Source organism: Auraticoccus monumenti (assembly GCF_900101785.1).
In the GTDB taxonomy this organism is placed as follows: domain Bacteria; phylum Actinomycetota; class Actinomycetes; order Propionibacteriales; family Propionibacteriaceae; genus Auraticoccus; species Auraticoccus monumenti.
On record NZ_LT629688.1, the window covers coordinates 69346 to 90488 of the forward strand.

At 74.2% G+C, this 21143-nt stretch carries 22 protein-coding genes and 1 riboswitch; of the genes, 7 read left to right on the plus strand and 15 right to left on the minus strand.

Annotated features, from left to right (window positions below; translation table 11 throughout):
- Positions 1-88 precede the first annotated feature (88 nt).
- Entirely contained in the window at positions 89-1630 is a 1542-nt protein-coding gene (locus tag BLT52_RS00295) for an HNH endonuclease signature motif containing protein (RefSeq protein WP_090589527.1), read from the plus strand.
- A gap of 83 nt (positions 1631-1713) precedes the next feature.
- Here the strand turns inward: BLT52_RS00295 and BLT52_RS00300 are convergent, their stop codons facing one another.
- Positions 1714-2541, minus strand: a complete 828-nt coding sequence (locus BLT52_RS00300) for a nucleotidyltransferase domain-containing protein (RefSeq protein ID WP_197679133.1) — start codon at positions 2539-2541, stop codon at positions 1714-1716.
- A 443-nt stretch (positions 2542-2984) separates the two neighbouring features.
- Between BLT52_RS00300 and BLT52_RS00305 the strand changes: the two genes are divergently transcribed.
- On the plus strand, positions 2985-3356 hold the full coding sequence (locus BLT52_RS00305) for a hypothetical protein (protein WP_090589530.1): 372 nt from the start codon (positions 2985-2987) through the stop codon (positions 3354-3356).
- A 21-nt stretch (positions 3357-3377) separates the two neighbouring features.
- On the opposite strand, the gene BLT52_RS00310 is transcribed toward BLT52_RS00305, so the two are convergent.
- From BLT52_RS00310 to BLT52_RS00345, 8 genes are all read right to left on the minus strand, one after another.
- Complete coding sequence (locus tag BLT52_RS00310) at positions 3378-4004, minus strand: GyrI-like domain-containing protein (RefSeq protein WP_172803956.1); 627 nt, start codon at positions 4002-4004, stop codon at positions 3378-3380.
- 67 nt (positions 4005-4071) lie between these two features.
- Positions 4072-4839: a pyroglutamyl-peptidase I gene (locus tag BLT52_RS20640; RefSeq protein ID WP_157676891.1), complete on the minus strand. Its 768-nt coding sequence runs from the start codon at positions 4837-4839 to the stop codon at positions 4072-4074.
- Between the two features lie 7 nt (positions 4840-4846).
- Entirely contained in the window at positions 4847-5083 is a 237-nt protein-coding gene (locus BLT52_RS00320) for a glutaredoxin family protein (RefSeq protein WP_090589532.1), read from the minus strand.
- A complete protein-coding gene (locus tag BLT52_RS00325; RefSeq protein WP_172803960.1) occupies positions 5080-6570 on the minus strand; it encodes a class I adenylate-forming enzyme family protein in 1491 nt (496 codons plus the stop codon). The genes BLT52_RS00320 and BLT52_RS00325 overlap by 4 nt, the downstream gene beginning before the upstream one ends.
- A gap of 53 nt (positions 6571-6623) precedes the next feature.
- Positions 6624-7703 carry a lysophospholipid acyltransferase family protein gene (locus tag BLT52_RS00330; RefSeq protein ID WP_231946429.1) on the minus strand — a complete coding sequence of 360 codons (1080 nt, stop codon included), beginning with the start codon at positions 7701-7703 and terminating at the stop codon, positions 6624-6626.
- Positions 7696-8691: an NAD-dependent epimerase/dehydratase family protein gene (locus BLT52_RS00335; RefSeq protein ID WP_090589537.1), complete on the minus strand. Its 996-nt coding sequence runs from the start codon at positions 8689-8691 to the stop codon at positions 7696-7698. Before BLT52_RS00335 ends, BLT52_RS00330 begins: the two co-directional genes overlap by 8 nt.
- 125 nt (positions 8692-8816) lie before the next feature.
- Complete coding sequence (locus BLT52_RS00340) at positions 8817-8918, minus strand: 30S ribosomal protein bS22 (protein ID WP_042842924.1); 102 nt, start codon at positions 8916-8918, stop codon at positions 8817-8819.
- A gap of 86 nt (positions 8919-9004) precedes the next feature.
- Positions 9005-9328: a hypothetical protein gene (locus tag BLT52_RS00345; protein ID WP_090589540.1), complete on the minus strand. Its 324-nt coding sequence runs from the start codon at positions 9326-9328 to the stop codon at positions 9005-9007.
- 55 nt (positions 9329-9383) lie between these two features.
- On the opposite strand from BLT52_RS00345, the gene BLT52_RS00350 reads away from it, so the two are divergent.
- Positions 9384-9833 (plus strand): MarR family winged helix-turn-helix transcriptional regulator, encoded by a 450-nt coding sequence (locus BLT52_RS00350; RefSeq protein ID WP_090589541.1) that lies wholly within the window; start codon positions 9384-9386, stop codon positions 9831-9833.
- 19 nt (positions 9834-9852) lie between these two features.
- On the opposite strand, the gene BLT52_RS00355 is transcribed toward BLT52_RS00350, so the two are convergent.
- From BLT52_RS00355 to BLT52_RS00370, 4 genes are read right to left on the minus strand one after another with little or no spacing between them, the layout of a single operon-like run.
- The gene (locus BLT52_RS00355; protein WP_331712554.1) at positions 9853-10998 is read right to left on the minus strand and encodes an acetoin utilization protein AcuC; all 1146 of its coding nucleotides are present in this window, start codon (positions 10996-10998) and stop codon (positions 9853-9855) included.
- 2 nt (positions 10999-11000) lie between these two features.
- A complete protein-coding gene (gene proC, locus BLT52_RS00360) occupies positions 11001-11807 on the minus strand; it encodes a pyrroline-5-carboxylate reductase (RefSeq protein WP_197679134.1) in 807 nt (268 codons plus the stop codon).
- A complete protein-coding gene (locus tag BLT52_RS00365; RefSeq protein WP_090596130.1) occupies positions 11804-12877 on the minus strand; it encodes an aspartate-semialdehyde dehydrogenase in 1074 nt (357 codons plus the stop codon). Before BLT52_RS00365 ends, proC begins: the two co-directional genes overlap by 4 nt.
- Before the next feature lie 50 nt (positions 12878-12927).
- A complete protein-coding gene (locus tag BLT52_RS00370) occupies positions 12928-13326 on the minus strand; it encodes a RidA family protein (RefSeq protein WP_231946686.1) in 399 nt (132 codons plus the stop codon).
- 87 nt (positions 13327-13413) lie between these two features.
- Between BLT52_RS00370 and BLT52_RS00375 the strand changes: the two genes are divergently transcribed.
- Positions 13414-14037 carry a TetR/AcrR family transcriptional regulator gene (locus BLT52_RS00375; protein ID WP_090589545.1) on the plus strand — a complete coding sequence of 208 codons (624 nt, stop codon included), beginning with the start codon at positions 13414-13416 and terminating at the stop codon, positions 14035-14037.
- 53 nt (positions 14038-14090) lie between these two features.
- Positions 14091-14318, plus strand: a riboswitch (cobalamin riboswitch).
- 132 nt (positions 14319-14450) lie between these two features.
- Positions 14451-16838 (plus strand): 5-methyltetrahydropteroyltriglutamate--homocysteine S-methyltransferase, encoded by a 2388-nt coding sequence (metE, locus tag BLT52_RS00380; protein ID WP_090589547.1) that lies wholly within the window; start codon positions 14451-14453, stop codon positions 16836-16838.
- A gap of 288 nt (positions 16839-17126) precedes the next feature.
- On the opposite strand, the gene BLT52_RS00390 is transcribed toward metE, so the two are convergent.
- Complete coding sequence (locus BLT52_RS00390) at positions 17127-18254, minus strand: AraC family transcriptional regulator (protein WP_157676892.1); 1128 nt, start codon at positions 18252-18254, stop codon at positions 17127-17129.
- 89 nt (positions 18255-18343) lie between these two features.
- Here BLT52_RS00390 and BLT52_RS00395 point away from each other — a divergent pair, with 89 nt between their 5' ends.
- Positions 18344-19219, plus strand: a complete 876-nt coding sequence (locus BLT52_RS00395; protein ID WP_090589552.1) for a Rossmann-fold NAD(P)-binding domain-containing protein — start codon at positions 18344-18346, stop codon at positions 19217-19219.
- Here the strand turns inward: BLT52_RS00395 and BLT52_RS00400 are convergent.
- Entirely contained in the window at positions 19183-19938 is a 756-nt protein-coding gene (locus BLT52_RS00400; RefSeq protein ID WP_090596131.1) for a CPBP family intramembrane glutamic endopeptidase, read from the minus strand. The two genes, BLT52_RS00395 and BLT52_RS00400, sit on opposite strands and share 37 nt — an antisense overlap.
- 162 nt (positions 19939-20100) lie before the next feature.
- Between BLT52_RS00400 and BLT52_RS00405 the strand changes: the two genes are divergently transcribed.
- Positions 20101-21081, plus strand: coding sequence for a hypothetical protein (locus BLT52_RS00405; RefSeq protein WP_090589554.1), 981 nt, complete (start codon positions 20101-20103; stop codon positions 21079-21081).
- Positions 21082-21143 lie beyond the last annotated feature (62 nt).

The window sequence follows — 21143 nt, forward strand, 5'->3', positions numbered from 1 at the left end:
GCGATGGAGCTCGTCTCCCGGCGGCGAAGTTGTCCACAGATTCGAACGCGCATCCGATTCTGTCAGTGGATCCCCGTAGATTGAGGACATGACGAAGCACCGCACCGACGCCGCAGCCACGCTGCTGGCCGACGTGCGCGCCGACCGCACCGCGGAGAACGCCGCCGCCGCCCGGATCCTCGCCCGCGCTGCGGAGTGGGCCGATCTCCACCCACCGGTCGAGGACGACTTCGTCGCCTCCGCCACGATCGACGGCCGCCCCACCGGGGCACCGCTGGCCGGTGAAGGGACACCGGAGGTCGACGAGGGCTGCATCGCCGAGCTCGCCGCCGCGCTGCGCTGCTCCACCGACGCCGGCACCACCCTCATCGGCCAAGCCCTCGAGCTCCGCCACCGGCTCCCCCGGCTGTGGGCCCTCGTCCACACCGGCAAGGTCGCCCCGTGGCAGGCCCGCCTGGTCGCCGGGCGAACCATGCACCTCACCCGTCAGGCGGCGACGTTCGTCGACGACCAGGTCGCCGCAGTCACCGGGAAGGTCGGCCTGACCCAGCTGGACCGGCTGATCACCACCGCGATCACCCGGTTCATGCCCGAGGAGGCCGAGCGGCAGCGGGTCGAGGCGGAGGAGAAGCGCCGCTTCGACATCTTCCCCGACCAAGACGGCCGCCGACACGGCCTCGCCGAGGTCGTCGGGGTCCTCGACCTCCCCGACGCCCTGGACCTGGACGCCGCCATCGGCGCCGGCGCCCGGGTGCTCGCCGAGGCCGGAGTCGACAAGTCCCTCGATGTCCGCCGGTCCATGGCCGCTGGTGAGCTCGCCCGCTCCCAACCCGCTCTCGACCTGACCACGCAGCCCGTGCTGGACGACGAAGCCACCACCCCAGCACCCCAACCCACGCCGACGACGCCCCGGCCGAGCCGAGCACCCGCACGGGTGACCCTCTACGTCCACCTCTCCGCCGACGCCCTGACCGGCCAGGACCCGCTGCTGCCCGGCTGGGTGGGTAACACCGGCATCCCCGTCACCGCCGGACAGATCCGCGACTGGTGCGGACGACCCGACACCACCATCACCGTCCGACCGGTGATCGACCTGAACACCACGGTCACCGTCGACAGCTACCAGGTTCCGGACCGGATCCGCGAGCACATCGCGCTGCGCGACCGCACCTGCGTCTTCCCCTGGTGCAGCCGACCTGCCCATCCCCGATCGATCCGGCAGCGCAGCGACGGCACCGCCCAGTGGTCCACCGACGCCGACCACATCGAGCCCTTCGCCACCGGTGGGGAGACGTCCACCGACAACCTCGCCCCGCTGTGCCGCACGCACCACCGGCTCAAGACCCACACCCGCTGGCGCTACCGCATGCTGGCACTCGGCCACTACGAGTGGACCAGCCCCCACGGCCTCCGCTTCCGACGAGGGCCCGACGGCAGCACCACCGACGTGTCGAGCGAACATTCACCTCCTGCGCCTGCCGTTGACGACGGGGCTGGGGATGGCAGCGGTGGTCATCAGGACGGCGAACCTCCCGACCCGCGGCGCTCGACGCCGCCACTGCACGCCGACGGTCCGGTCGGACCTCCAACCGGCCGCCACAGGTCACGTGTCCCCGCCTTGCAGCACTGAAGCCTCCTGTTCAGCACGCCACTTTCCGGGCCGAGGAGATCCTCCTCGGCCTAGGAGTGCGCGCGCCCGTCACCCCCGGTGCGTCAGCGCGGTGGTGACGGGCTGACGTCCTCTCCCGCTCCTCCCGCCATGGCTTGCCGGCCGAGCTCCACCGTCGCATCGACCAGTGACTGCAGCTGCTGCGGGGAGGGGTCCCCGGGCAGAGCCCGGAGCAGCGCGTCGACACCGTCCATGCCGCCGAGCGCGAGCAACGACTTGTCGTTGGTGACCCACCGACCACCGGTCGCCGCGGCGGCATGGGCCAGCTCGGCGGCGCCCACCGCCACCAGACCCAGACACGCGGTCAGCCTGCTTTGCGCGGCGTGTGCGCTGCGGGCGAAGCCCAGCGTGAGCTCGGCGCGCCCGAACCATCCACGTCCCGCAGCCTCCCGCAGGGCAGACGGGTAGTCGGGCCTGGGCAGGTCGCCGTGCAGCACCCGGTTGACCGCGAGCTCGGCGAGCAGCAGGTAGGTGGGGATGCCGGTGAGGTGGAACATCAGCGGCTCGATCCGCCACCGCCCGGCCACCGCCTCATCGATCTCGTGCTCGACCACGGCCAGCTCGCGCCACAGCAGGTCGACGCGGGTGCCGTCGAGATCGAGCCAGGCCCCGCCGTTGAAGATCCCGCCACCCCACTCCCCCAGCTCCACAACCGTGCCGGGGTGGCCCAGTGCCCGGACGTCGGCAGGTCGGAACCCGTCGCGGTAGTACACGCCGAGATCCCAGTCGCTGTCGGCGCGGTGGGTGCCGCTCGCCCGGGACCCGCCGAGCGCGAGCGCCTCCACGCCCGGCAGGCGGATGAGCTCGTCGACGAGCCGACGCAGGCGGAGCGGCGCGCCGGCCAGCGGATCGGGCGACGGGTGAGAGGTCACAGAGCGACCGTGCCAGACCCGAGCGCCCTCAGCACACCCTTTCTCCGGCGCAGGGAGCGGCGTCGGGCTGGCGGTTCTGCGGCCACCCAGCGGTTCCTGTCACCGCTCCGCCGGATCATCCCGCTGTCGACGCCCAAGGCCTGCTATGCCGCTCGACACTCGTCGCTCGACGCACACCGCTCGCTGGCCGCTGCTCCGACTCACGCGATCGCGGCTCGCTCGTCAGTGCGGTGGCGACGTCGGCAACTGTCTCTGCACGCTCCATCAGTCCCGGCCAGCCCACCGTGGCATCCACCAGTGCTGACAGCTGCTCCGTGGAGCGGACCTGGAGAAGCGGCCTCACCAGCGTCCAGGCCCTCCGAGCTCGCGATCACTCGTCCCGGTCTGACCCATCCGCACACCGCGTCTCCACCAGCGTCCGGACGAGTCGGTACCTTCCCCTCGTGCCACCACCCGAGAGCACCACCGTCCTGACTGCTGCCGCCGATGGCGTCGGGGTGGTCTCCGTGGTGCTCGGTGGCCTCTTGGGGGTCTTCCCGCACGCCGGCGGGCGATGGCTGGGGCTGGACGGCACCGACGTGGCCCGCAGGCGTGCGCTCGGAGCGGCGGACCTCGGCCTGGGCATCACGATCATCGCCGGTCGGTCGGCGCCGTGGCGGTGGCGTGCCGTCGCGGCACGGAGCCTGCTCCACCTCGTGTTCGCCGGCGAGTACGTCCGCACGGGACGCCGCCCGGCGGCGGTGGCGATGGGTGCGCTGTTCCTCCTCGACAGCGGCATCGCCGCCGGTCTGCGGAGGCCACCACCTCCCAGCTGAGCCGGTGCCCGTCTTGCCTGCTCAGGCGGCGGTCATGGGCGTCACCGGTTGACGCAAGATGGTCCGCAGCTTCTCCGGGGCGGTGCGGCGGGCGTCGCTGAGGTAGATCTCGTGGTGCTTCCCCCGCAGCCGCAACCCCTCACCCGGGACGAACTCGGAGTGCATGGCCTCCAGCACCGGGCCCTCGTCGTCGTAGCGGCCGATGTGCAGGGTCTGCACGCACAGCCCCTCGTCGAGCGTCTCCAGCCGGACCTCCTGGAGCCGGGGCGCGCCCTTCTTCGAGGCCACGGTGCGACGGGCCTGCTCGAGGTGCTCGGCACCGATCCACGACGGCACCATGATCATCACCGTCCAGCTCCAGCGCGACTTGTCCCGGGCGCTGGTGAAGGCCGCCATGTCGTCGGACCACCACAGCGCCTCCAGCGGCATCACCACGTGATCGCGCCCCAGCTCCCGCGCACTGAGGAACTTCAGCGCGTAGGCGACCGGGTAGATGGTGGTCACGGCCGACTCGTACTCCGACGACGTGTTCGGGTCCCCGTGACCGTCCACCACCAGGTACGACAGCCGCGGCACCGTCAGCACCGAGAACCGGCCCCTCGGGGCGGTGTAGCTCGCGATCTCCTTCTTGAAGTCGACCTTCGTCACCAGAGTCCCTCCTGCCACGACCAGCGCAGGGCACGGGACACCGCGGCCGGCCACCACGCGTCGACCCTCAGCCCCGGGGGCCCGCTCCGGCCGGACGCGTCGCGGCCCTGACCCTGGCCAACCCGACCTCGACCACCGCGAGCAGCGCCGCAGCCAGCTCGTCGTGGTCCACCGCCGCCGAGCCCTCCGCAGAAGCCTCCGAAGCCCCCGAGCCGTCCGACGCCGGAGCAGCCACCGCCGAGGCATCGGTCTCCGCCCCCACGCCGGCCCGACCGGTGCTCCGCAGCGCCGGCACGTGCACCAGACCGGCGGGCGCCTCGGTGGCGGTCAGCAGCACCCGGAACACGTGGTTGCAGACGAAGGTGCCGGCGTCGTGGGAGGCCGCCACCAGCACGCCGGTCCGCCGCACCGCCTCGACGCAGGAGGCGACGTCGAGCCGGGTGGGGAGCCACTCAGGCCCGTCGTCGACGACCACCGCACGCGGCTGGTCCCCCTCGTTGTCAGCGATCCGGGCGTCGTCGAGGTTGCGGGCCCGGGTCTCGATGCTGACCGCCCGCCGTCGTCCGGCCTCCCCCACCGCCACCACGAGGTCCGGACGGTGCTCGGCCAGCAGCCCCCGCAGCGCCAGGGTCGACGACGCGAAGGAGACCGGCAGCACGGCCGTCACCAGCCGGGCCGGACCCGTCCACCGCGCGGCCAGGGCCTCGACCGCCGCCTGGCTGGCGTTCTCGGGGTCCCCACCGAACGGCTCGAAGCCGGTGACCAGGACGGTCCGCCGCCCACCCGCCACCGCCGGCTCAGCCACCGCCGGCTCAGCCACCGCCGGCTCAGCCATCGCCGGCTCAGCCACCGAGGGCCGCCCGCAGCCGGACGGCGTCCACCCGCCAGAAGTCGTGCTGCTTCCCGTCGACGAAGGTCACAGGCACCTGGTCGCCGTACCGCTCGCGAAGCCCCTGGTCCTCGTCGACGTCGGCGGTCTCCCAGTCGGCCCCCACCTCGGCGCACACCCGGTCGACCACGGCCACCGCCTCGTCGCACAGGTGGCAGCCGTCGCGGACCAGGACCCGGACCCGGCTCACTGCTCGTCCTCCAGCGCGTCGACCAGCTCCCGCAGCTCGGACTTGCGGATCTTGCCGGTGATGCTGCGCGGCATCCGCTCCAGCACGTAGATCTCGCTCGGGCACTTGTAGCGGGCCAGGTGCTGCTCGCAGTGGCGCTCCAGGTCACCCAGCGACAACCCGCGACGTCCCGGCGCGAGCGAGACGAAGGCCACCAGGCTCTCCCCGGTCTGCTCCTCGGGGTGCCCGACGACGGCGGCGGCCTGCACGGCCGGGTGCAGCAGGAGCACCTCCTCCACCTCGCTGGGGTAGACGTTGAAGCCGGAGACGATCACCACCTCGCGCAGCCGCCCGACCAGGTGCAGGTGGCCCTCGCTCAGGTAGCCGAGGTCACCGGTGGCGAACCAGCCGTCCGCGTCGGGGCCTCCGCGGCCGTCGGGCCAGTAGCCGGAGAACAGGTTGTCCCCCCGGACGTGCACCTCACCCGGCTCGCTCTGGTCGCCGTAGCCGCTGCCGATCCTGACCTCCACCCCGGGCAGGGGCGTCCCGACGTGGCTGCCGGAGATGAGCTCGGGGCTGCCGATGGTGCTGCACACCCCCGGGCCCGCCTCGGTCAGCCCGTAGGCCTGCTCGACCCGGGCCCCGGTCACCCGGGTGAACTCGCGGGCCAGCGCGGTCGACAGGGGCGCCCCGGCGCTGACCAGCCGGAGCCCCTGTGGCAGACCGGTCCGCACGCCCGGCATCTGCATCAGCCGGAACAGGACGGTCGGGGTCACCGGCATCTCGGTGACCCCCTCCTCGGCCATCAGCGCCAGCAGCTCCGGCCCGAGGTCGTTCGCCAGCACGGTGGTGGAGCCGGCGTGCAGGGCCGCCCCCAGGGTGCCGTTGAGGCCCCAGACGTGGAAGAAGGGCAGCAGCGCCAGCACCACGTTGGACGGCCCCAGCCCGGCCACCTCGGCGACCTGACGGCTCCCCGTGGCCAGCGAGCGGTGGCTGAGCATCACCGTCTGCGGCTGGCTCACCGACCCCGACGTCTGCACCAGCACGGCCAGCGCCTCGGGGTCACCGGGCCCGGCGATCGGGGCGGCGTCGGCAGGAGGGACGCCCAGCACGTCGCGCAGCGGGCGCACCGGGAGGTCGTCGGGGAGGGCGTCGACCAACGTGGCCGGGTCCTGGTCGGTCAGCAGCAGCGACGCCCCGGTGGTGGTGGTCAGCGCACCGAGCTCGAGCAGCGTGGCCTGCGGGTTCGCCGGGGTGGACACCAGGCCGGTGCGCAGGCAGGCCAGGTGGGCGACCACCAGCGCCGCGGAGCTGTCACCGTGCAGCACCACCCGCTGGGGAGCCCTCAGCCCCCACCCGCCGAGCAGCGACGCGGCCGCGTCCACCCGCTCGTCGAGCTCGCGCCAGGTGGTGGCCACCCGGCTGCTGGACGCCCCCGCCGGTTCGACCAGCGCCGGCTGGTCGGGACGACGCGCAGCGTGCTGCCTCACCTCGTCTGCCAGGTTCACGCTACCTACTCTTCCACACCCCCACCCGCCCGCTGCGGGTCCTCGGGGACGGCTCAGAAGAACGGGCTGCGGCGCTCCTCGAGCATCGAGTACAGGGTGTCCTGGATCGTCTCGCGGACCTGGTTGGTGAGCTCGAAGACGGTCATCGGGTCCGTGGCCGCGCGGGGGTCCAGCTCGTCGGTGGCGATCGGCTCCCCGACCCGGATCGTCCACTTGCTGGGCAGCGGCACCGCCCCCAGCAGACCGAACCACGGGAACAGCGGGGTGATCGGCAGGTAGGGCAGCCCGACGGCCCGGGCCAGCCCCGGCGCCCCGGAGAGCAGCGGGTAGATCTCCTCCGAGCCCACCACCGAGACCGGCACGATCGGCACCCCGGCCTCGATCGCGGTGGCCACGAAGCCGCCGCGGCCGAAGCGCTGCAGCCGGTACCGCTCGGAGTACGGCTTGCCGAGCCCCTTGAACCCCTCGGGGAAGACGGTCACCAGCTGCCCGGCCTCCAGCAGCCGCAGCGCGTCCTCCTGGCAGGCGTAGGTGACGCCGATCCGCCGGGCCAGGTCGTGGGAGTAGGGGGTGGCGAAGATCAGGTCCGCGCCCAGCATCCGGGTGTGGCGGCCGGTCTCGTCGTGGATCAGCGAGTGCAGCACCAGCCCGTCCAGCGGCAGCGTCCCGGCGTGGTTGGAGACCAGCAGCGCCGGCCCGTCGGTGGGGATCGACTCCAGCCCGCTGATCTCGGCCCGGAACCAGGAGCGCACCAGGGGCCGCAGCGCCGGCAGCACGATCCGCTCGGTGAACTCGGGGTCGAAGCCGAACTCGTCGACGGCGAAGTCCCCGGTCAGCCGGCTGCGGCTGTAGGCGATGACGTCCTCCACGCCTCCGGAGAAGTCCACCCCGAGCTCCGCGGCCAGGGCGACCACGGTCGCCAGCGGGTCGGCGACGGCGGCCCGGACGGTCTCCGGCGAGACCTGCTGGAGCTGGGCCAGCACCGCGCCGGCGGACTGCAGCAGCTCCCCCAGCACCGCGGCGAGCTCGACGGGCTCGCGGTCCAGCGGGTCGGCGCGGGGCTCCCCACCGGGCGGCCCGGTGACGTCCTCCGGCGCCTCGCGGGCGTCCTGCGGCTCGTCGGCGTCAGCCACGGTCCTCCTCCCCGATCTCGCCGAGCACCCGGCGCAGCACTCCCGGGCGGGTCAGTGCGACGAACTCCTCGGCGGCGTGCCTGCTGGTCCAGTGCGCCTCGAAGCCGAGCTCCTCGCTCGCGCGGCGCACCGACACCACCCTGCCCCACGTGACCCCGTCCAGGTCACCGGGCATCGCCAGCCCGGTCCGGCCCGCCGTGCGCTGCAGGGCCACGGCCACCGTCCTGGGCAGCGGCAGCGCCGGGCGTCCCAGCCAGCCGAGCAGCTGGGACAGCACCAGGACGTCGGGCGCGGCCACGTTGTAGACCGAGACCCGGTTCCCCGGGTCCACCGGCCGCTGGACCGCGGTGGTGACCGCCCGGGCGCCGTCGGCGGGGTGCAGGAACTGGAGCCGGGCGTCGAAGCCACCGACCCGTGGCACCACCCGGCCGGTGAGGTAGCGGGTCAGGTCGGAGCGGACGCCGGCCCCCATCAGCTCGGCGTTGCGCAGGATCGTGACGTCCACGTCGTCGCGGCGCTGGGCCAGGGCGCGGGCGTAGGACTCGATCTCGATGCAGTCCTGGGCGAAGGACGTCCGCGACCCGGCCCGGAGGCTGTGCTCCTCGGTGAGCACCGCCGGGTCCCGGTAGGAGGACCCGTAGACCAGCACCGTGCTGGGCAGCACCAGCCGGCGGAAGCCGGGAGCCCGCTGGCAGGCCGCCAGCAGCTGCATGGTGCCGATGACGTTGAGCTCCTTCATCGACACCCGGCGGCGGTCGGCGGCCACGTGGGCCAGGTGGACCACGGTGTCGACGTCACGCCCGGCGATCAGGGAGGCCATCACCGGTGAGCGGACGTCCGCGCGGACGAAGGTGACGCCCTCCAGCGGCCGGCGCGGGGGGACGAGGTCGACGCCGACCACGGTGGTGTCCTCCAGCGCGGCCAGCGCGCGGGCGCACCGGGCGGCGAAGTCGTCCGAGACCCCGGTGACCAGGACGACACGAGTCATGCGTCGACCCTAGGGGGTCCTGCCACGGGACGGGCACGCGGACGCGGGCACGACTGAGGCCCCGCCCAGGTGGACGGGGCCTGACACCACCCCGGAGGGCGGCGTGCGGTCAGCGGCGCGTCAGCTCACTTGCCGGCGCGACGACGCTGGATGCGCGTGCGCTTCAGCAGCTTGCGGTGCTTCTTCTTCGCCATCCGCTTGCGACGCTTCTTGATCACAGATCCCACGAACACGTACCTCTTCTGATTGTCCAGCCGTCGGGAAACTCTCGGATCCTACTCGTCCCCGGCACCCTGGCGCGAATCGTGGGTCCTCAGCGGTGACGGCGGCGAAGCTCGTAGTGCCGCGAGCGGGTGTCGAACCGGGCCAGGCGCTCCCGGGCCCGGGGCGGTACGACCGAGGCGTGCGGGTCACCTCCGGTGAACGCGCGCACCGACGCCACGTCGGAGAACCACATCGCGGTGAGGAACTCCGGCTCAGCCCCCTCCTCCTCCTCGACCCGGCGCCAGACCTCGAAGCGCTCCAGGCCGGGGAGGTCACGCCGGAGGATCTGCGGGGCCACCTCCCGGTCCAGCAGCTCGTCGTAGTCGGCGGCCCCACCGGGGGTGGTCCACCCGCTCCACAGACGCAGGATCATGGTCGTCCTCTCATTGACAGGATGCTGTCGAACCACTGTATGACAGGATGCTGTCATGTCACCAGAGGTGGAGGCCTACCGTCTGCTGGTCGCCGACGTCTACGAGCTGGCCGGCCTGTCCCGGACCCGCAGCGAGGCGACGGCCCGCACCCACGGGCACACCGCCGCCCGCTGGCACGTGCTGAGCGTGCTCTCGGAGGAGCGGCTGACCGTCGCCGCCGCGGCCCGCCGGCTGGGGCTGGCGCGGCAGAGCGTCCAGCGCGTGGTCAATGACCTGCTGGCCACCGGCCACCTGGACGCGGTGCCGAACCCGACCGACCGCAGGGCCCCGCTGGTCGGGGTGACCGACGACGGCCGCGACCTGCTGACCCGGCTGTTCGCGGAGTCCGCGCAGGAGCGCCGGCGGATGCTGTCCGCGACGGGGGTGGGGGTGGCCGAGCTCGAGACCGCCCGGGCGACACTCCGCCGGCTGGTCGAGGGCCTCCGGGACGACACCGCGTCCTGACCGGTCCCCGCCGGGTGGCTCAGTAGGGCTCGGGGTCCAGACCCAGGTCGGGGAACACCGCACGCCGGGTGGCCTGGATGGCCTGGTCGACCGGGGACTCCGGGTCCATGCCGTCGGAGTAGGGCGTGAAGGAGGGGTCGACGTGGTCGCCCATCGTCTCCGGGGCCAGGTCGCCGAACGGCTCGCGCCACCGCTCCGGGATGGCGGTGCTGGTGGGCACCGGCTGGCCGGAGAGCACGGCGAGCAGGTGGGTCCAGGCCCGGGCCACCCCGTGCAGCGGGGAGTACCCGCCGCCGCCCAGGGCGATCCAGCGGCCCTCGGTGTGCCGCTCGGCCAGCTCCCCCACCAGCCGGTAGGACAGCGCCATGCCGTCGATGCTGAGCTCCAGGTCGGTCAGCGGGTCGGTCCGGTGGGAGTCGCAGCCGTGCTGGCTGACCACGATGTCGGGCTCGAAGGCGGCCAGCACCGGCGGCACCACGGCGTCGAAGGCGCGCAGCCAGCCCTGGTCGCCGGTGTGCGGGGGCAGCGCGACGTTGACGGCGGTGCCCCGGGCCGCCCCCACCCCGGTCTCGGTCGGGTAGCCGGTGCCGGGGAACAGGTAGGCCGGGGACTCGTGCAGGCTGACCGTGAGCACCGAGGGGTCGTCGTAGAAGATCTCCTGGACGCCGTCCCCGTGGTGCGCGTCGAGGTCGACGTAGGCGACCCGGGCCGCCCCCTGCTGCTGCAGCCAGCGGATCGCGACCGCGGCGTCGTTGTACACGCAGAAGCCGCTGGTGGCCGCGGGCATCGCGTGGTGCAGCCCGCCGCTGATGTTCGCCGCCGCCCGCACCTCCCCGGACCACACCGCGCGCGCCGCCTGGACCGTGGCGGTGCAGACCTGTGCCGCCACCTCGTGCATGCCCTCGGCCACCGGGTTGTCCGTGGTGCCGATGCCGTACCCGCGGTCGGGGCGCTGCTCGCGGACGGCCTGCACGTAGTCGGCGTCGTGCACCAGGGTGACGAGCTCCTCGACGGTGGGGTCGGGGTCGACCACCTCCAGCTGCTCCAGCACCCCGAGCGCCTCGGCCAGGGTGATGGCGTACCGGACGCGGCCGGGACCCATCGGGTGGCTGGTGCCGAAGTCGTAGCGCGTCAGCGCCTCGCCGTGGACCAGCCTCGCCCGCACGCTCAGCTCCCCGACAGCAGACGTGAGCGGTCCCGGGCGGACTCGATGGCGGCCATGAAGGCGGCCCGGACGCCGTGCTGCTCCAGGGTCCGCACGGCGGCGGCGGTGGTGCCCCCGGGCGAGGTCACCATCTCGCGCAGCTCGGTGGGGTGCCCGCCGGTCTGGCTGAGCAGGGTGGCCGAGCCGAGCATGGTCTGCACCACGAGCTCGGTGGAGATGTCGCGCGGCAGCCCCAGCTGGACCCCGGCCTCGATCATGGACTCGACCACGTAGAACAGGTAGGCCGGCCCGGACCCGGAGATCGCGGTGACGGCGTCCTGGTACTTCTCCGGGACGCTGAGCACGCGGCCGGTGGCGGCCAGCATCGTCTCCACCCGGACCAGGTCGTCGGGACCGGCGTGGGCCCCGGCGGAGATGGCGGCCATCCCCTGGGACACCTGCGCGGGGGTGTTGGGCATCACCCGCACCACGGCGACGCCGGGGCCGACGCGGGACTCGATGCTGGCGGTGGTGACGCCGGCGCAGAGCGAGACCAGCAGCACGCCGTCGGCCAGCTCGGGGCCGATCTCGGCCAGCAGCTCGTCCAGGTCCTGGGGCTTCACCACCACCACGACCGTCTCCGCACCCTGGACGGCCTCGACGTTGCCGGTCGCGGTGACGCCGTAGCGCTCCACCAGCTCGTCGCAGCGCTCGGGGCGCCGGTCGGTGACCACCACGTCCGAGCCGGACCACCCGGCTCGCAGCAGACCGGCCAGCAGGGTCTCCCCCATCACCCCGGCCCCCAGCAGGGCCAGGCGACGCTGGGTCACCGCACCCCAGCCGTCACCGAGGAGCGGTGCGCCGTGGCGCCGGCGGCCAGCCGCTCGGCCACCAGCTCGGCGATCTGCACGGCGTTGAGGGCCGCGCCCTTGCGCAGGTTGTCGTTGCTGATGAACAGCACCAGACCCCTGCCCGCGGGTGCGGACCGGTCGGCGCGGATGCGGCCCACCAGCGAGGGGTCGGCCCCGGCGGCGTCCAGCGGCGTGGGGACGTCCACCAGCTGCACCCCGGCCGCGGTGGCCAGGATCTCGGTGGCCTGCTCGGGGCTGAGGTCGCGCTCGAACTCGGCGTGCACCGCCAGCGAGTGCCCGGTGTAGACGGGGACCCGCACGCAGGTGCCGGCCACCAGCAGGTCCGGGGCGTGCAGGATCTTGCGGGACTCGTTGCGGAGCTTCTGCTCCTCGTCGGTCTCGCCGCTCCCGTCGGCGACCAGGGACCCGGCCAGCGGCACGACGTTGTAGGCGATGTTCTTCACGTACTTCTGCGGGCCGGGCATGACCACCGCGTCGCCGCGGAAGGCCAGTCCGGTGGCGTCGCCGGCGGCGGCGACCTGCTCGGCCAGCTCGCTGACCCCGGCGCCGCCGGAGCCGGAGACGGCCTGGTAGGTGGTGACCACCAGACGGCGCAGCCCGGCCGCGTCGTGCAGCGGCTTGAGCACCGGCATCGCGGCCATGGTGGTGCAGTTGGGGTTGGCGATGATGCCCTTGGGGGTCCGGGCGATGTCCTCGCCGTTGACCTCGGAGACCACCAGCGGCACCTCGGGGTCCATCCGCCAGGCGGAGGAGTTGTCGATCACGACCGCGCCCTCGGCGGCCACCTTCGGCGCGAACTCCAGCGAGGAGGTCTTGCCGTTGGAGAAGAGGGCGATGTCGAGACCGCCGAGGTCGGCGGTGGCGGTGTCCTCCACCACCACCTCGCCGCCCTTCCAGGGCAGCCTGGTGCCGGCCGACCGGGCCGAGGCGAAGAACCGGATCTCACTGGTGTCGAAGCCGCGCTCGGCGAGCAGCGTGCGCATCACGCCGCCGACCTGGCCCGTCGCTCCGAAGACTCCTACGCGCATGAGCACACCCTAGGCCGACACCGCCGCACCGGACGCCACCGTCTCGCCGGTCACGGCAGCACGGCGACGGCCTCCACCTCCACCAGCAGGTCCGGCTCACCCAGGGACGCCACCCCCAGCAGGGTGATCGGGCGGGAGACGTCGCCGCCGAGCTCAGCCGCCACCCGGCTCACACCCTCACCGAGGGCGGGCAGCATGTCCGGGCTCCAGCCCACGACGTAGACGGTCAGCTTGGCGACGTCGGCGAACGTCGCACCGGCGGCGGCCAGGGCGGCGCCGACGTTGCGGTACGCCTGGGCCACCTGGGCGGCGAGGTCGCCCGGGCCGACGGGGCTGCCGTCGGCGGTCCGGGCCACCTGGCCGGCGAGGTAGACGGTGCGGGACCCCGAGGCCACCGCGACCTGGCGGTAGAAGGGCGAGACGGGCAGCTCGGGCGGGTCGATCAGCATCACAGGCACGGGAGGACTCCTTGGTCGGGTTCCATAGCAACGCTATGGCCTGACTGATGTATAGCAGCGTCATGTAACGTGGGGCAAGTGCCCCGCCTCGCTGACACCGCCGTCCGCACCCTGCTGGTGGAGCGGGCCGCCGACCTCCTCGCCCGCCGGGAGCCGGTCTCGCTCCGGGGTCTGGTCGCCGGCACCGGGGCCTCGACGATGGCGGTGTACACCCACTTCGGCGGCATGCCGGGGCTGTGGCGGGCGGTGCGCCAGGAGGGCTTCACCCGGCTGGGCGCCCGGCTGGCGGGGGTGAGCGCCGGCGACGACCCGGTGCGCGACCTCGCCGCCCTCTCGGCGGCCTACACGGCCCATGCGCTGGAGCACCCCACGCTCTACCGGGCGATGTTCGACGCGGCCGCCGACCTCGAGGACCCCGCCGCAGCCGGCCGGGGGCTCGAGCTGCTGGTCGACGCCGCCGGGCGGGCCCGTGACGCCGGCCGGTTCGCGGCCGACCGCGACCCCGCGGCGCTGGCCACCCGCCTCTGGGCGTCCGGGCACGGGCTGGTGCTGCTGGTGATCGGCGGGGTGCTCCCCCGCGCCGAGCTCGACGTCCAGGCGCCCGCCGTCGTCCTCGACCTGTGCCTGGCGGCCGGGGACGACCCCGCCCGGGCCGCGGCCTCGGTCCGCCGCGGCTGGGACGAGGGCACCACGCGGGGCTGATCCGCCCGCGCGGTCGTGCGCTGAGACGGCCACCGCACCGTCGGCGACGTGCCTACAGTGACCGCGTCGATGGTCCCGTCGTCCGTCCTGCGGACGGCGGGGGCAAGAGGGAACCCGGTGCGAGTCCGGGACTGCCCCGCAGCGGTATCTGGGAACGACCGCCGTCATCGAGCACTGGGCCCGAGCCGAGATCGGCCTCGCCCGGGAAGCGACGGCCAGTAGGTGGACCTCACGCGTCCCTGCCCACGAGTCCGAAGACCTGCCACCGATCTGCCCGGCGACCGCCGCGCAGCTGGCCAGACCTCGGAGGAAGGTCGACGCCGTCCACCACCGCGCGCTCTCGTGCCCGGTGGCGTCCGGTGCTGCCCTCCCGCCGTGGTCCCCGGTGACTCGCGAAGGAGAGCGCACCACCCATGAACACGCACGAGACGACCACACCCAGCCCGACCAGAGCCACGACGCCCGTCGGGGCCACCGTGCTGGGCTACCCCCGGCAGGGCCGCGGCCGCCGGCTGAAGAAGGCGGTGGAGAGCCACTGGAAGGGCCGCACCGGCGCGGACGAGCTGCTGGCCACCGGCGCCGACCTCCGGCGGGAGCGCTGGCAGGACATGGCCGACGCCGGCCTGAGCGAGGTCCCCGTCGGGGACTTCTCCTACTACGACCACGTGCTGGACACGACCCTGCTGCTCGGGGCGGCCCCGGCCCGGTTCGACGAGCTGCCCACCGGCGGGAGCCCCGCGGACCGGCTGGCCACCGTCTTCGCCCTCGCCCGCGGCACCACCGACCAGCCGCCGCTGGAGATGACCAAGTGGTTCGACACCAACTACCACTACCTGGTCCCGGAGATCGGCCCGGGGACCACCTTCACCCTCCACGCCGCCGACCTGCTCGCTCAGGTGGCCGAGGCCCGCGCGCTGGGGCTGGACCCGCGCCCGGTGGTGGTCGGACCGCTGACCTACCTCTCCCTGGCCAAGGCCGACGAGCCCGGCTCGGACTTCGACCCGCTGACCCTGCTGGACGCCCTGGTGCCGGTCTACGCCGAGCTCCTGGGCGCGCTGGCCGCGGCCGGGGCGACCTGGGTGCAGCTGGACGAGCCGGTGCTGGTGCTGGACCAGCCGGTCGAGGTGCTGGACGCGCTGACCCGGACCTACACCGCCCTCGCCGCCGTCCCGACGCGCCCGCGGCTGCTGGTGGCCAGCTACTTCGGCCCGCTGGGCGAGGCGGCACCGGTGCTGGCCGCGCTGCCCGTCGAGGGCCTGGCCGTCGACCTGTCCACCGCACCCGGCGCCGACACCCGCGGCGCCACCCTGACGGCCCTGCACGCCGCCGGTCCGGACCTGGCCGGCAAGCGGCTGCTGGCCGGGGTGGTGGACGGGCGCAGCGTCTGGCGCACCGACCTGCAGCCCGCCCTGGACGTCCTGGCCGGGCTGCGGCCGCTGGTGGGGTCCCTCGACGTCGCCACCTCGTGCTCCCTGCTGCACCTGCCGCTGGACCTGACCACCGAGACCTCCATCGACCCCGAGGTGGCCTCCTGGCTGGCCTTCGCCCGGCAGAAGCTGGACGAGGTGGTGGTGCTGGCCACCGGCGCCGAGCACGGTCCGGAGGCGGTCGCCGGACCGCTGGCCGAGGTCGCCGCGGCCCGGGCCAGCCGACAGGCGTCCCCGCTTGTGGTGCGGCCCGCGGTGCGGGACCGGGTGACGGCGGTGGGTGGGGCCGACACGCGACGTGCGGGCACGGCCGAGGGCCGCCGACGTCGCCAGCAGGAGCGGCTGGGCCTGCCGCTGCTGCCCACCACCACCATCGGCTCCTTCCCGCAGACCGACGAGCTCCGCCGGGCCCGGGCGGCCCTGCGCCGCGGGGAGCTCGACGAGACCGCCTACGACACCGCCATGCGGGCCGAGGTGGACCGGGTGCTGACGCTGCAGACCGAGCTGGGTCTCGACGTCCTCGTGCACGGCGAGCCCGAGCGCAACGACATGGTCCAGTACTTCGCCGAGCAGCTCGACGGGTTCCTGACCACCGAGGACGGCTGGGTCCAGTCCTACGGCTCGCGCTACGTCCGTCCACCGATCGTGGTGGGCGACGTGGAGCGTCCGGCGCCGATGACGGTGGGCTGGAGCAGCTGGGCCCAGCAGCGCTCGGAGCAGCCGGTGAAGGGGATGCTGACCGGTCCGGTGACCATGCTCGCCTGGTCCTTCGGGCGCGACGACCTCCCGGCCGCCGACACCGCCGCGCAGGTGGCGCTGGCCCTGCGCGAGGAGGTGCTGGACCTGGAGCGGGCCGGGATCGCGGTGATCCAGGTCGACGAGCCGGCGCTGCGGGAGACCCTGCCGCTGCGCCGGGCCGAACGCCCGGGCTACCTGGCCTGGGCCGTCCGGGCCTTCGCCCTGACCACGGCCGGGGTGGGCGAGGACACCCAGGTGCACACCCACATGTGCTACGCCGAGTTCGGGGAGATCCTGGACGCCATCATCGCGATGGACGCCGACGTGATCAGCCTGGAGGCGGCCCGCTCGCGGATGGAGGTGGTGGACGACCTGGTCCGCGCCGACTACCCGCACGGGGTCGGCCCGGGGGTCTGGGACATCCACTCCCCGCGGGTGCCCACCGTGGAGGAGGTGGTGGAGTCCCTGGAGCTGGCGCTGCGGGGTGGGGTCCCGGCGGAGCGGCTGTGGGTCAACCCCGACTGCGGGCTGAAGACCCGCGGCTACGCCGAGGTCGAGCCGTCGCTGCGGGTGCTGGTCGAGGCCGCGGGGATCGTCCGCAGGCGGCTGGCGACCACGGTCCCGGCCGGGGTCTGAGCGGGGCCGGGCGTCCCCCGTGCGGGACGCCCGGCCGAGCCGCCCGGCGCGTCGTACAGTCACCGCATGGCCCGGTTCGTGATCGACGCCCCGACGCTGCTGCACGTCGTCGGCACCCCGCTCACGGTCCACGCCGGGCACCAGCTGGTGGCCCCGAACGCGATCCGCACCCAGGCCCTGGCGCTGCTGCTGGCCGCCGTGGGCCGGGGTGAGCTCACCGAGCGCGAGGCCCTCCAGCAGCACGACCGCCTGACCGAGCTGCGGATGCGGTTGCTGGGCGACCGGGTCTCACGCCGGACCGCCTGGCGGATCGCCCGGGAGCACGGCTGGGACACCCTGCACGAGGCGGAGTACCTGGCCGTCACCCGGCTGCAGGCCGACGCGCTGGTCACCGTCGACCCGGCGATGGCCGCCCTCGCCGAGGGCCTGGTCCCGCTGCGGGGCGTGGAGGCGCTCACCGCCGGCTGAGCCGCCCCGCCGGAACACCGACGGCGGCACGCCGTGCTGGCGGGTGAAGGCGGTGCTGAAGGAGTACGGGCTGCCGTACCCGGCGCGGCGGGCCACCGCGGCCACGGTGGCGTCGCCGTCCCGCAGCACGTCGGCGGCCAGGTCGAGCCGCCAGCGGGTCAGGTAGGCCATCGGCGGCTCACCGACGAGCTCGGTGAACCGCCGGGCGAAGGTGGCGCGGGAGACACCACCCTCGGCGGCCAGCCGCGCCACCGTCCACGGCCGCTCCGGCTCGTGGTGGAGCAGACGCAGCGCGGGACCGACCACCGGGTCGTCGTGGGCGGCGTACCAGGGCGGCGGCTGGGCCTCGTCGCGGGCGAACCAGGCCCGCAGCAGCGCGACCGTGAGGACGTCCACCAGCCGGTCCAGCACCGCCCCCTGACCCGCCTGGTCCCCGGCGGTCTCCCCGGCCAGCAGGTCGACCAGGCTGCGGACGGTGGGGCCGGCCTCGCGGTCGCGGACCACCACGACCTCCGGCAGGTGCGCGACCAGGTGACGGGAGACCTGGGTGGTGTCGGGGTAGCTCCCGGTCAGCAGCACCGTGCCCGGTGCCGCGTCCAGGCGGGCGTTCCCCCAGCTGCGGACACCGAGGTCGCGGAAGTCCGAGAGCGGGCTGCCGTCGGGCTTGCGGCAGACCTGACCCGGTCCGATCACCGCCTGCGGAGGCGTCGTCACCTCGTCGGCCAGCTCGTAGCCCCGTCCGCCGCGGACCAGCAGGGCGTCCCCCTGCTCCAGCCGCTGCGGGGGCCGTCCGTCCGGGGTGAGCCACCCGGTGCCCCGGGTCAGCACCACCAGCGTCAGCGGGGAGTCGTCCTCGACCCGCACCGACCAGGGCGGCACCAGGAGGGAGCGCAGCACGAAGGCACCCTCCGCCCGCTGCGCCGAGAGCAGTCCCGTCACCGCGTCCACGCAGCGACACTAGCGCGATGAGACGTCGGCGAATGGTTCGAGCCGTCTGGACGATGGAGCGTCCAGCGGGTGGCTGGTTGCCTGGAGCCATGACGAGCTCCTCACCCGACCTGCACGCACCCGATCCGACCGCTCCCGTCCTCGTCGTCGGTGCCACCGGCAAGACCGGCCGCCGCGTGGCCGAGAGGCTCCGCTCCGCCGGCGTCCCGGTCCGCGCCGCCTCGCGCCGCAGCGGGACGCCCTTCGACTGGGACGACCCCAGCGGCTGGCCCGACGCCCTGGCCGGCACCCGCTCGGCCTACGTGACCTACAGCCCCGACCTCCTCGTCCCGGCCGCGGCCGGGGCCCTGGGACGTCTGGCCGCCGACGCCCGCGAGGCCGGGCTGGAGCAGCTCGTGCTGCTGTCCGGACGCAACGAGCCCGGAGCCGCCCGCGCGGTGGAGGCGGCGCGGGCGGCCGGCATCCCCGTCACCGTGCTGGAGGCGGCCTGGTTCCTGCAGAACGTGACCGAGGGCGACTTCGCCCCGATGGTGGCCGACGGCGTCCTCGCCCTGCCGGTCGGCGAGGTGCCCGAGCCCTTCGTCGACGTCGACGACGTCGCCGAGGTGGCGGTGGCGGCGCTGCTGGACGAGGCCCACCGGGGCCGCACCTACCAGGTCACCGGGCCCCGCTCGCTCACCTTCGGGGAGCTGGCCGCGGAGCTCTCCCGCACCTCCGGCCGGGAGGTCCGCTGGGTCGAGCTGGGGATGGCGGAGGCCGTGGACGGCTGGCGGGCGGCCGGGCTGCCCGAGGAGGTGGTGCAGCTGCTCGGCACCCTCTTCGGGGAGCTCTTCGACGGCCGCAGCTCCCGCCCCGCCGACGGCGTCCAGCAGGTCCTGGGCCGCCCGGCCCGCGACGTCCGCGAGCACCTGGCGCACCACGCCGCCGCTCAGAGCCAGGTGACGTGCGGGGCCACCAGGGTGTAGCCGACGAAGGCACCCACGTCGAGCAGGGAGTGGGCCACCACCAGCGGCCAGACCCGGCGCCAGCGCAGGTAGACCAGACCGAGCAGGAGGCCCATCAGCACGTTGCCGGCGAAGCCCCCGAAGCCCTGGTAGAGGTGGTAGCTGCCCCGGACCAGGGCGGAGGTGAGCAGCACCACCAGCCACGACCAGCCCAGGTCCCGGAGCCGGGTGAAGAGGTAGCCGACGATCACCACCTCCTCCAGCACCCCGTTGGCCACCGCGGCCAGCACCAGCACCGGGACCGCCCACCAGACGTCGGTCAGGTTCGCCGGCGCCACCGAGGTGTTCAGCCCCAGCTCACGGGCCAGCAGGTAGAACCCCAGGCCCGGGACGCCGATCGCGGCGGCCAGCCCGAGCCCGGCCAGGACGTCGCGACCGGGGTGGCGCCGGTCCAGACCCATCGCGGCCCACCCGCCCGCGCGGCCCGGACGCAGCCACAGCAGGAACAGCACCAGCGCCACCGGGGCGACCAGGAACAGGCTGCCGGCCAGCTGGTAGGCCAGGTCGAGCCAGGGCCGGTCCGGGGTGGCCGAGCTGTTCATGGTGGTGGTCTGCTGGTTGAGCGGGGTCTCCCGGGTCAGCTTCTCGATGATGCTGAGCACCGAGTACACCGCCGACTGCCCGAGCGAGAGGGCCAGCACCACCAGCACCTCCAGCCCCCAGCGCGGCCGGCCCCCCATCCCGACGCCGGGTCCGACCGCCGCACCCGCCACCTGATCCGCCATGCCGAGGTTCTACCACGCAGCCCCGACCCGGTCCCCCGGTCACGCGCCGGCGAGGACCAGGACGGGCTGCGGGCCAGGTGCTGGCGCACCCGCCCCCGGCGGACCGATACTCCTTGCGTGTCCGTACCCCCACCCGCGCCGCCGCGGCCCAGCGGCCCGACCGTCTCCTCGGCCCGGCCGGCGTCGGCGCGGACCTCCCGGCGCGCCCTCGCCCTGATCGCCCTCGGGGTCGCCGCGGTGGTCCTGGTGGTGGCCGGTCTGGGCACCACCGCGTACCGGCTGACCGGCGACCTGCTCTCGCTGGAGCAGCAGGAGCTGGCTGGGCCCTCGATGCTCACCGACGACCCCTCCTCCTCGGACCGGCTGCTCGACGGCCTGGAGGACGCCGGGCTGACCTGCGTGCTGGAGGTCGCCGACCCGCAGGTGCGTTCCTGCTACGCGCTGCACCCGAGCCGGTGGGCCCACGTCAGCTGGCAGGCCTCCCCCGAGGGCTCCGTGCTCGGCCTGTGGATCGACCTGGACCTCTCGGCGGGGCCCTTCTCCAGCCGCGACGTGGTGCTCGGGGGTCTCCGCGCCGGGCTCGGGCTGGGTACGGACGAGGCCGGGGAGCTCACGACGGGCGTCGAGGAGGCGCTCAGGTACCCCGGGGAGGAGATCTGGACCGAGACGGACTGGGGCGACCTGTACGCCACCGCCTCCGAGGACCGGTCGCTGCTGCTCGAGGGGTACAGCTGGAGCGGGGAGGCCCGCTACTCCGAGCCGAGGGCGCTCGGTCCGCTGGCCGGCGCGGTGGCGCTGCTGGAGACCCGCGGCTACCGCTGCGAGCAGGCGGGTGAGGAGATGACCAGCTGCACGACCGCCGACTACGAGCAGGTCGACCTGCACGGCACCTCGGACCTGACCGGCTTCGACATCGTCCCCTTCGCGACCACGGCCGACGTGGCCGACGAGCTGGCCGCGCTGGCCCCCGGCCCGGACGCGACGACGGTCACCGCCCTGCTGGACGCCGTGGGCGTGGAGCCGAGCGCCACCGCCGCCGACGACTGGGTGGTGGTGCACCTCGACGACCGGGTCCAGGTGGTCGCCGGCTGCTGGTGAGCCCTCGGGAGGGGTAGGTGAGGCTGTCCGACGCCACCTTCGGCGAGCCTTGTCTCAGTGGT